Annotated in this window: 7 protein-coding genes; 1 reads left to right on the top strand and 6 read right to left on the bottom strand. The window is 62.3% G+C overall.

What is annotated here, in order from left to right; translation table 11 throughout:
- Positions 1 to 34: 34 nt before the first annotated feature.
- The 3 genes from Q0025_RS14290 to Q0025_RS14280 are packed head-to-tail and all read right to left on the bottom strand — an operon-like array spanning position 35 to position 5,942.
- Entirely contained in the window at positions 35 to 1,534 is a 1,500-nt protein-coding gene (locus Q0025_RS14290; RefSeq protein WP_297300285.1) for an efflux transporter outer membrane subunit, read from the bottom strand.
- Complete coding sequence (locus Q0025_RS14285) at positions 1,534 to 2,751, bottom strand: efflux RND transporter periplasmic adaptor subunit (RefSeq protein WP_297300283.1); 1,218 nt, start codon at positions 2,749 to 2,751, stop codon at positions 1,534 to 1,536. The genes Q0025_RS14290 and Q0025_RS14285 overlap by 1 nt, the downstream gene beginning before the upstream one ends.
- Entirely contained in the window at positions 2,751 to 5,942 is a 3,192-nt protein-coding gene (locus Q0025_RS14280) for an efflux RND transporter permease subunit (protein ID WP_297300281.1), read from the bottom strand. Before Q0025_RS14280 ends, Q0025_RS14285 begins: the two co-directional genes overlap by 1 nt.
- A 445-nt stretch (positions 5,943 to 6,387) precedes the next feature.
- On the opposite strand from Q0025_RS14280, the gene Q0025_RS14275 reads away from it, so the two are divergent.
- The gene (locus Q0025_RS14275; protein ID WP_297300279.1) at positions 6,388 to 6,786 is read left to right on the top strand and encodes a hypothetical protein; all 399 of its coding nucleotides are present in this window, start codon (positions 6,388 to 6,390) and stop codon (positions 6,784 to 6,786) included.
- Between the two features lie 188 nt (positions 6,787 to 6,974).
- On the opposite strand, the gene Q0025_RS14270 is transcribed toward Q0025_RS14275, so the two are convergent.
- The 3 genes from Q0025_RS14270 to Q0025_RS14260 form a co-directional block, all read right to left on the bottom strand.
- On the bottom strand, positions 6,975 to 7,241 hold the full coding sequence (locus tag Q0025_RS14270) for a histone-like protein 2 (protein WP_297300277.1): 267 nt from the start codon (positions 7,239 to 7,241) through the stop codon (positions 6,975 to 6,977).
- A gap of 642 nt (positions 7,242 to 7,883) precedes the next feature.
- On the bottom strand, positions 7,884 to 9,368 hold the full coding sequence (gene gatB / locus Q0025_RS14265) for an Asp-tRNA(Asn)/Glu-tRNA(Gln) amidotransferase subunit GatB (RefSeq protein ID WP_297300275.1): 1,485 nt from the start codon (positions 9,366 to 9,368) through the stop codon (positions 7,884 to 7,886).
- Positions 9,369 to 9,402: 34 nt separating this feature from the next.
- The coding region (locus tag Q0025_RS14260; RefSeq protein ID WP_297300273.1) for a lysozyme inhibitor LprI family protein at positions 9,403 to 9,781 on the bottom strand (379 nt) is incomplete at its 5' end.

The raw sequence follows: 9,781 nt of genomic DNA, 5'->3' as shown, positions 1-9,781 counted from the left end.
CCGAAAACCGCTTCGCACTTTTCGGTCCGATGCTTTACTGCTGCCCGACCGGCACAAAGGCGCCGCGCGGCAAGCCGCTCGAGGCGAGAACCGGAAGCTGCCCCACGTCCCAACCGCCGCCGAGCGCCTTGATCAACCGCACATTGGCCTCCATCCGCCGGCGCTGAATGTCGACTTCATTGACCTCGTTGGACAGCGCCGTCGTTTGCGCGGTGATGACTTGAAGATAAGCGACTTCGCCGCCGATGTAGAGCGTGGTGAAGGTCTTGAGCGCCTGGTTCGCCGCGATCACTGCGTCGCGCTGCTGCTTGGCCTCGCGGCCCAGAATGCGCAAGGTCGAGAGATTGTCCTCGACGTCCTGGAAGGCCGACAGCGTCGTCTGCCGATAGCTGGCGACATTCTCCGTGTAAGCGGCGCGAACGGCATCGGATTGCGCCCGGATTGCGCCGCCGTCGAAGATCGGCTGCGACAGGGTCGTACCAACCGACCAGAGTAGGCTCGGCCAGACGAACCAATTCGCCGGCGTCGTACCCTGGAAGCCGGCGAGCGCCGCAAGGTTCACGTTTGGATAAAAGGCGGCATCGGCAATGCCGATCTGCTGATTGGCTTCGGCGACCCGGCGCTCCGCGGCGGCAATGTCCGGCCGACGCTGCAAAAGCTCGGACGGCAGCATGCCCGGCACGGCGCGCGGCTTGAGCTGGCCAAGGGGCGCCGGCGGAATATTGAGCGCCGCCGGCGGCTCGCCGATCAGGACGGCAATGGCGTGTTCGAATTGCGCCCGGGTCACCCCGACATCCGTATCCTGGACCTTGATCGTGTCGAGCTGGGCGCGCGCCTGCTCGACATCGGATTCGGGCGCGAGACCGCCGGACTGGCGCTTCAGCGTCAAGTCCAGCGCGTGGGCATAGGCCTTGACCGTCTGGTCCAAGAGGCGCTGTTGCGCATCCTGGGCGCGCAAGTCGATATAATCGAGCGCGAGTTCGGCATGCAGGCTCAAGCTCGCGGTCGAGAGATCGGCCGCCGTCGCCTGCGATTCCTCGCGCGCCGCTTCGACCCCGCGCCGGATCCTGCCCCAGAAATCGATCTCGTAATTGAGATCGACCGGCATTTCGAAATCGCCCAGAGGCTGCGGGTTCGTTTGCAGAACATAAGGCTGATGGGCGGATTCCTTGATCGAGGCGGCGCTGGCCCCGGCGCTGACGCTCGGAAATTCCGAGGCGCGTGCGAGCCGGATCAAAGCCCGCGATTGCGCGAAACGGGCTTCGGCTTCGCGCAAATTCTGGTTGGCGTCGCCGAGCTGATCCTCGAGCCGGTCGAGCTCCGGGTCGCCGAAGGCCTCCCACCATTTGCCGCGCTCGAACGCATCGCTGGGGATGGCGCGCACCCAGGTCCCGTCGGTCTTGGGATCGACCGGGCGCGTCGCCTCCTTGAATTTCGGCGTGACCGGAACGGCGGGCGTCACGTAATCCGGCCCCACCATGCATCCGCCCAGCAAAAATCCGAACGCCGCGACTCCCCCCCACGCGTGACGCATTAAGACGCTCCGGCCGGCTTGCTGGAGTTCACTTTGACCGTGACGCCGCTCGTCAAGGAATCCGACGGATTGACGATGACCGCGTCCGTATTCTTGAGGCCGGAAATGACTTCGACTCTATCGCCGTAATCGCGGCCAATCTTGACCGGCACCAATTGCACCTTGCCATCGCGCACGACACCGACGCGCAGACCTTCGCTGCGGAACAGCAGCGTGTTCGACGGTACGGTCACGCTGCCCGGATGCGCATGCAGCGCAAAATGCACGAATGTATAGGCGCCGGGCAGCAGCTTGCCTTGCGAATTATCGACATCGACCTCCGCCAGAAGCGTCCGCGAAAGCGGGTTGATCGCTTCATCCGTACGCACGAGCGTGCCCTGGAAGGCCTGGTCCGGATATTCGTCGAGCGTGACGGTCGGCTCCGCTCCGATGTGAACCTGCGGCGTATAGACCTCGGGGATTGCCACATAGATGCGCAACGTGCCCGTCGCTTGCATGCGGAAAAGCTCCGAATTGCGCGTGCCGGATCCGGCGGTGATGAGATCGCCGATATCGGTATTGCGGGCGGTGATCACGCCATCGAAGGGCGCGTAGATCTTCTCGTAGGATTGAAGCTCCTCGAGCCGCGCCACATCCGCCTGGCGCGAGGTGACGATCGCCTGGTCGGCGGCATAAGCACCGGCGGCGTTATCGCGCTCCTGCGTCGAGACCGATTGCGACTTCAAGAGATCTTCGGTCCGGTGCGCGGTAATGGCAGCCAATTTGGAATTGGCCTCCGCCGTCACGAGATCGGCCCGCGCCTGGCGCAATTGCGCGTCGAGCTCGGGCGTCTCGATCTCGGCGAGCAATTCGCCCTTCTTCACCTTGGCGCCGATATCGACGTACCACTTTTTGAGATAGCCGTTGGCGCGCGCGTAGATCGGCGTGTCGGTGAAGGAGGTCGTCTGCCCCGGCAGCACCAAGGCCTGGCTCGGGGCATTTTCCTTCGGCCGCACGACATCGACGACCGGCACGGCCGATTGGACGGTTTCCTTCGACAGCGCGGATTCCGCCGAAGTGCGGGCGCGAATGCCGTAGTAAATTCCACCCAGCAGCGCCGCCAGAACCAGGAGGCCCAGCAAGACCCTGCCGCCACCGCCGCGCCGGGCGGAACGTTGATGATCCGGCACCGCATGCGGCGGCGCGATCGGCTTCACATTGTCGGCTTTTTCGAGCATCAGGCCACCAAACTCCCGTGTCCCTCGTGCTCACCGTCCGGCGGCAGCGGTTGCGCCCCGCCCTTGCGGTAATGCAGCAGAGAAAAAACAGTCGGAACGAAAACCAAAGTCGCGACGGTCGCGAGCATCAGGCCGCCGATCACGGCGCGGCCGAGCGGCGCGTTCTGCTCGCCGCCTTCGCCGGCGCCAAGCGCCATCGGCACCATGCCGATGATCATCGCCAAAGCCGTCATCAGCACCGGCCGGAACCGGGTGAACCCGGCATCGATCGCAGCTTGCAGCGCATCGCCGTGCTCGGCCAGCTTCTCGCGCGCGAAGGCGATGACCAGGATGCTGTTGGCCGTGGCGACGCCCATGCACATGATGGCTCCCATCAGCGCCGGCACAGACAATGTCGTTCCGGTAAAGAACAGAAACAGAACGATGCCCGCGAGTGCCGCCGGCAGGGCGGAGACGATAATAAAGGCATCCGACCAAGACTGAAAGTTCACGACAATCAGCAGGTAGACGAACAGGATGGAGAACGCGAGACCTTCGAAAAGGTCCATATAGGCGCCCTGCATCGTGGCCAATTGGCCGCGCACCGTGACGAAGCTGCCGCGCGGCAACAGATGCCTGTCCTCGTCGACGATCTTCTGCACGTCACGTCCGACGGCGCCCAGATCGCGGTCGCGGATATTGGCGTAAATATCGACGGTGCGGCGAATATTGTAATGATCGACCGAGGCCATCTCCTGTGAACGGGTGATCGTCGCGACATCCGCGAGGATCGCCGGCGCCCGCTGGCCGGTTCCGGTGATCGGTAGATTCTGCAGATCCTGCAAGGATTGAATGTCGTACTGCGGCGCCATGGTCGCCAGGTTATAATTGACGCCGTTGGTGCGGTTCAGGAAGAACATCGGCGCAGTTTGAAAACTGCCGCTCAGCGTGTCGAGTACGCTGCTTGCGACATCGTTCTCGGTCAGGCCGTTCTGCTGCGCCTTGGTGCGGTCGACCGCAATCTCGAAGATCGGATAATCGAATGCCTGCTGGATGCGGGCATCGACAATGCCGCTCACCGCCCGGATGCGCTCCAGCATATGGTTCGCGACAGCATGATTCTTATAGATGTCGGCGCCGGTGATCTGGATGTCGATCGGCGCCGGCAGGCCGAAATTCAAGATCTGCGTGATCATATCGGCCGGCAGCGTATAGAAGGTGATGCTGGGAAAATCCCGCGCGACCGCAAGCCTGATCTTCTGCACGTAATCGGCGGTCGGATGATGGTCTTGCGCGAGCTGGACCATAATGTCCGCGTCGGCGGCGCCGATCACGCCCGAGGTCGTGTGCGTGAGATTGATGCCGCTGTAGGGCAGCCCGATATTATCGATGATCGATTCCAGCTCGCGCGCGGGGATGATGTCGCGGATCCTGTTCTCGACGAGATCGGCGAGCCGGGCGGTATCCTCGATCCTGGTGCCGGTTTTGGCACGCATGTGCAGGATGAACTGGCCGCTGTCCGTATTGGGAAAGAAATCCTGGCCGAGCCAGGGCGCGAGCAGGAAAGCCGCCAGCGCGCAGCCGAGAAAGGCCGGCACGAAGACTTTCCGATTATGGACGAAAGAGGCGAGGACGTCCCGATAGCCGAAACGAAGCCGCTCGAACTGCGCCTCGAATCCCTGCTGGAACAATTTCAGCGGGTTGCGCGTCCGCCGGCCGGCATTCTCATGCTTCTCGGTCGTCAGGAGATACATGGCCATGGTCGGGACCAGGGTGCGCGACAAGACATAAGAGGCGAGCATGGCGAAGACGACGGCTTCGGCCAGCGGAATGAACAGATAGCGCGCGACGCCGTTAAGCAGGAACATCGGCACGAAGACGATGCAGATCGACAGCGTCGAGACGAGAGCCGGCACGGCGATCTGCGCGGCGCCGTAGAGGATGGAATCGCGCTGCGGATGCCCCTCCTCCATGTAGCGCTCGATATTCTCGATCGTGACGGTCGCGTCGTCGACCAGAATACCGACGGCCAGCGCCAAGCCGCCGAGGGTCATGATGTTGATGGTCTGGCCGATGAAGCTCAGCACCATCACCGAGGTCAGGATCGACAGCGGGATCGATACCGCGATGATCAGCGTCGAGCGCCAACTGCCGAGGAACAGCAGGATCATCATGGCGGTCAGGCCGGCGGCAATGACCGCTTCGCGGATCACGCTGAAGACCGACGCCTTGACGAAGACCGACTGGTCGGCCAAGGGTTGGATCTTCAATTGCGGCGGCAGGGTCTGGGCGACGCGCGGCAGCATCGCCCGAATGCCGTTGACGACGCTGATCGTCGAGGCATTGCCGGCCTTGATGACGCTGACCAGAACGCCGCGCCTCCCGTTCTGACGCACGACATTGGTCTGCGGCGCAAAGGCGACGCTGACGGTCGCGACGTCGCGCAGATAGATGGTCGCATTGCCGACGGTCTTGATCGGCAGATCGTTCAATTCGTCGGCGGTCCGCGTCGTGCCATTGACGTGGACGTCATATTCGAACTCGGAAATCTTCGTCGTGCCGGACGGCAGGACGATATATTGCCGCTCGACGGCATTCAGGACGTCGGCCGGCGAAAGGCCCTTGGCCTGAAGCTGCTGCGGATTAAGGCTGATCAACAACTCGCGCTGCTTGCCGCCGTAAGGATAAGGAATGACGGCGCCGGGCACGGTGACAAGCTGGGTGCGGAGAAAATTCAGCGCAAGGTCATTGAGCTCCTGCTCCGACAGCCCTTGCCCGGAAAGACCGAGTTGCAGGATCGGCACGCTCGAGGCGCTGAAATTGAGGACTTCCGGCGGCTGCGTCCCGGGCGGCATCTGATGCAGCGCCAATTGGGCCATGGCCGTCACCTGCGCATTGGCCGTATCGAGGCTGGCGCCCGGCTGCAGGAAGATTTTCACCACCGCCAGGCCATTGTAGGTGGTCGATTCAATATGTTCGATATTGTCGACGAGCGTCGTCAGCGACCGCTCGTAGGGGGTCGTCAGCCGGCCTTCCATCTCCTCCGGGTTCAGGCCGGTGTAGGACCAGACGACGGCGATCACCGGGATATTGATATTGGGGAAAATATCCGTCGCCGTCCCGAGGATCACGACCGGGCTCAAGATCAGGATCAGCAGCGCCAGAACGATAAAGGTATAGGGCCGATCGAGCGCGAGGCGGACGATCCACATTCAAAGCACTCCTCGTTTCGGACCAACCCGCCCGATCGCCGCCGGCACAGGAACGAAGCGATTCTCAAGACCAGAAGATGCGGCGTCGCATCGCAACAAACCTGGGCGCCTGCCGGGTTGCGCTGCAATCTGGCGAGCCTTGACGGCTGCGTTCCGCCAGCTCATCAACCCGGTGGCCCGTCTTATGGCGTAGATTACTGACGCGATTCAAGGCAGATAGCCTTAAACGCCATCGCAAGCGCGTGATCGGCCCTAAAGATTCGGTGAAGATACAACAAGGCCGTATAGAGGCCCGCGCGGGGCGCGCGGCAGCATCCCAAAACCATCTCACCTCAGCCACGATCAGGGCATAGATTTCCGCCATGCGACGCCCAATGCAATCCCGCCCCCCATACCCACGAGCCCCTCTGCGGAAATGACGCGCGCCCTAAAATTCCGCCTTGCCATGAGCCTTGCGACCGCCTTGGCGCTGACGCTCGCGGATCGCGCTATGGCGCAGGCGCAAATCCATGTCGCGCAGGACGGCAAACTCGCCCCGCTGCCGCCGCAGCGCCCGGCGGTGTTGTCGCCAGGGCGCCCCGCCGCGCCGGGCGACCAGCCTTCGCCGCAAGCGCCCAGTGCCGCGAGTATCGTGCCGGTCCTTCCGCCGACCGCGCCGCAAGCGCCGGGCGAACCGATCAAGACCGGCGCCTTCAATGCGGGACCTGGAACATTGCTGAGATTGCCGCCGGCGTCACACGCGCGCATGCATCAATGCGCGACCGAGTGGCAGAACATGAAGCTGACCGGAGCGGCCGAAGAAAAGATCTGGTTTAATTTCGCGCTGAGCTGCCTGACCCGCTAAGCCAGGCACATGCTCCTCACAAGCCAAATCGGGGCGCGCCTTTCCCGATATAAAGACCTTGCCGATATAAAGAGCGGACGAAGACGGAACGGCCAGGGCGCCTCTGCGCCAATCTGGGGCTCGACGCACGACCTCGCGCGAGAGCGCCGAGGCCATCTGGCCGTTACCGTCCTCCTATTGCAACGAGTCTAGACCGGCTCCGGAGCCGCTGGCGCAGGGGCCTTCGGCTTGCGGGGGGAAGACTTGCGCGCCTTTTTGGCGCCGGCCTTCTTGCCCGGCGACTTGCGGGCCGAGGTACGGGCCTTCTTCGCCGCGGTCTTGGTCGCGCGCTTGGCAACCTTCTTGGTGGCCTTCTTCACGCTCTTCTTCGTGGCCGCTTTCCGCACGGCCTTCTTAGCAGTCTTCTTCGCCGCGCTTTTCTTCGCGGGTTTACGCTTGGTGGTAGCCTTCACCATGATCAAGTTCCCTCTGCTATTTTGCCGGCATGCGTTTCTTTGCCGACAAGAGGCATAAATAGCGTAGCGCGGTTAATCAGTCGTGCAAGAGGGGCTTATGCGCGAGAGGCCGAATCGCGCGCCGATTCTGCGCCGTTTTTCTTAGCAAGACGTTGCCCTTTACGATGCGCGCGAAGTCTTCGAACGTATCTTCGCATGCGGTTTACGGGCTTCGTATCGATGCGCGAAAACACGATGCGATGAAGCGCTTCGGCAACCATCCAAAGCCGCTATCGAGCATCGCCATCGACGCGCATGCGCTTTTCAACGCTGAAGCAAAGCTATTGTTTTTCTTGATTCAATTTGCATTTTGAACGAGCGCGCGCATACACCCGCGCACATCATCGCGCTGCTTTCGCACGAACGCGGCGGGCTGCGGTGAAGCGCATCGAATGCGCCGCAGGGCAGTGCATTTCACCGCTCTCAAACCAATGTCCGCGCGCTCTTTACTGGCGATCGCCGATGTCAATCCGCGCAGCAAAACCGCGGGCAAAAATTTTTTTGTGGGACTCGAAAAAAATTGCGCAAAAAGGCGTCGCGCGCGGCTTTGCAAAGCCTCGAAACGCGATTTCCGCGATTCGCCGATTGATTCGGAGCGGCGTTTCAGATGCCGAGTTTGGTCTTTAGAAGCTCGTTGACCGCCTGCGGATTGGCCTTGCCGCCTGTCTGTTTCATCACCTGACCGACGAACCATCCGAGCATCGAAGGCTTGGCCAGAGCTTGCGCCACCTTGTCGGGATTGGCGGCGATGATCGCATCCACCGCGGTCTCAATCGCGCCAAGGTCGGTGACCTGTTTCATGCCGCGCGTTTCGACGATGGCACGCGGATCGCCGTCCTTCTCCTCTTCGATGAGGATCAAAAGCAGGTCTTTGGCGATCTTTCCCGAGATGGTGCCGTCGGCGATGAGATCGACGAGGCCGGCGATCTGCCCGGGCTTCAGATGCGTCTGCGGCACCGCAAGACCGACCGAATTGGCATAAGCCGACACATCGCCCATGACCCAATTGGCGACCGCCTTGGGATCGCGTTTCACCCCGCAATATGCGACGGCGGCCTCGTAATAATCGGCCGTCTCTTTGTCGGCGACGAGCACGCCGGCGTCATAGGCCGGCAGCCCATAATCGGCGATGAAGCGGGCGCGCTTGGCATCCGGCAGCTCCGGCAGATGCGCGGCCAGCGCATCGACATAGGCCTGATCGAATTCGAGCGGCAGCAGGTCCGGATCGGGGAAATAGCGATAGTCATGGGCTTCTTCCTTCGAGCGCATGGACCGCGTCTCGCCCTTGTTGGGGTCGAAGAGCCGCGTCTCCTGGTCGATCTTGCCGCCGTCTTCGAGAATGCCGATCTGTCGCCGCGCCTCGGTCTCGATGGCCTGGCCGATGAAGCGGATCGAGTTGACGTTCTTGATCTCGCAACGCGTGCCGAGGCCCTCGCCTGGGCGCCGCACCGAGACATTGACGTCGGCGCGCAGCGACCCCTGCTCCATATTGCCGTCGCAGGTGCCAAGGTAGCGCAGGATCGTCCGCAGCTTGCTGATATAGGCCTTGGCCTCGTCGGCCGAGCGCATGTCGGGCTTCGAGACGATTTCCATCAGCGCGACGCCAGAGCGGTTGAGATCGACGAAGGAGTCCGTCGCCGACTGATCGTGCAGCGACTTGCCGGCATCCTGTTCAAGATGCAGCCGTTCGATTCCGACCTCGATGCGCTCGATCGGCGTGACGTCGACGCTCACCACGCCCTCGCCGACGATTGGGCTTTTGTATTGGGAAATCTGATAGCCCTGCGGCAGGTCGGGGTAGAAATAATTCTTCCGGTCGAAGCTCGAACGCAGGTTGATCTTGGCCTTAAGGCCGAGGCCGCTGCGGATCGCCTGGGCGACGCATTCCACGTTGATCACCGGCAGCATGCCCGGCATGGCGGCATCGACCAGCGAGACATGGCTGTTCGGCTCGCCGCCGAATTCGGTCGAGGCGCCCGAAAAAAGCTTCGATTTGGAGACGACCTGGGCATGGACCTCCATGCCGATGACCACCTCCCAATCGCCGGTCGCGCCTTTGATGAGTTTGGACGAGGTCTGCGTGTTCATGATCTGCTCTTGTCGTCGTGGCCGTCGGCGATCGCTACTGCGTATCGACCAGGGAATTCAGCCAAATGGCCTGATGGGCCGTTTCATAAAGATAACAATCGTCGTAGAGGACGCCGGCGCCGGTGCCGCCCGCCATTTGCAGGCTCGCAACTTCGCATTTCTTGTCGCGGAAGGCGACCCACGCCCGTTGCGCGTCGCGGATCAGGTCGGCGCGCTTGATTTTCTTGCCGCCGTCATCGTCGGCGTCGGTGTCGCCGAAAGCGCTGAGCACGGCCTTATAGGCTTTGTTTAATTCCTCGTCCCAGACGATGGCTTCGCGGTTGGCGCAATCCTTCATGCCATAGGTCGATTGGCCGCCGGGCGCATCAAGGCAGGGCCCTTGCACCACGCCGATGCACGTATCCGCCCCAGCC

This window comes from uncultured Methylovirgula sp. (assembly GCF_947646745.1).
Classification (GTDB): domain Bacteria; phylum Pseudomonadota; class Alphaproteobacteria; order Rhizobiales; family Beijerinckiaceae; genus Methylovirgula.
Note: the sequence above shows the minus strand (reverse complement) of the source record. Positions and strands in the feature narration are given on the sequence as shown.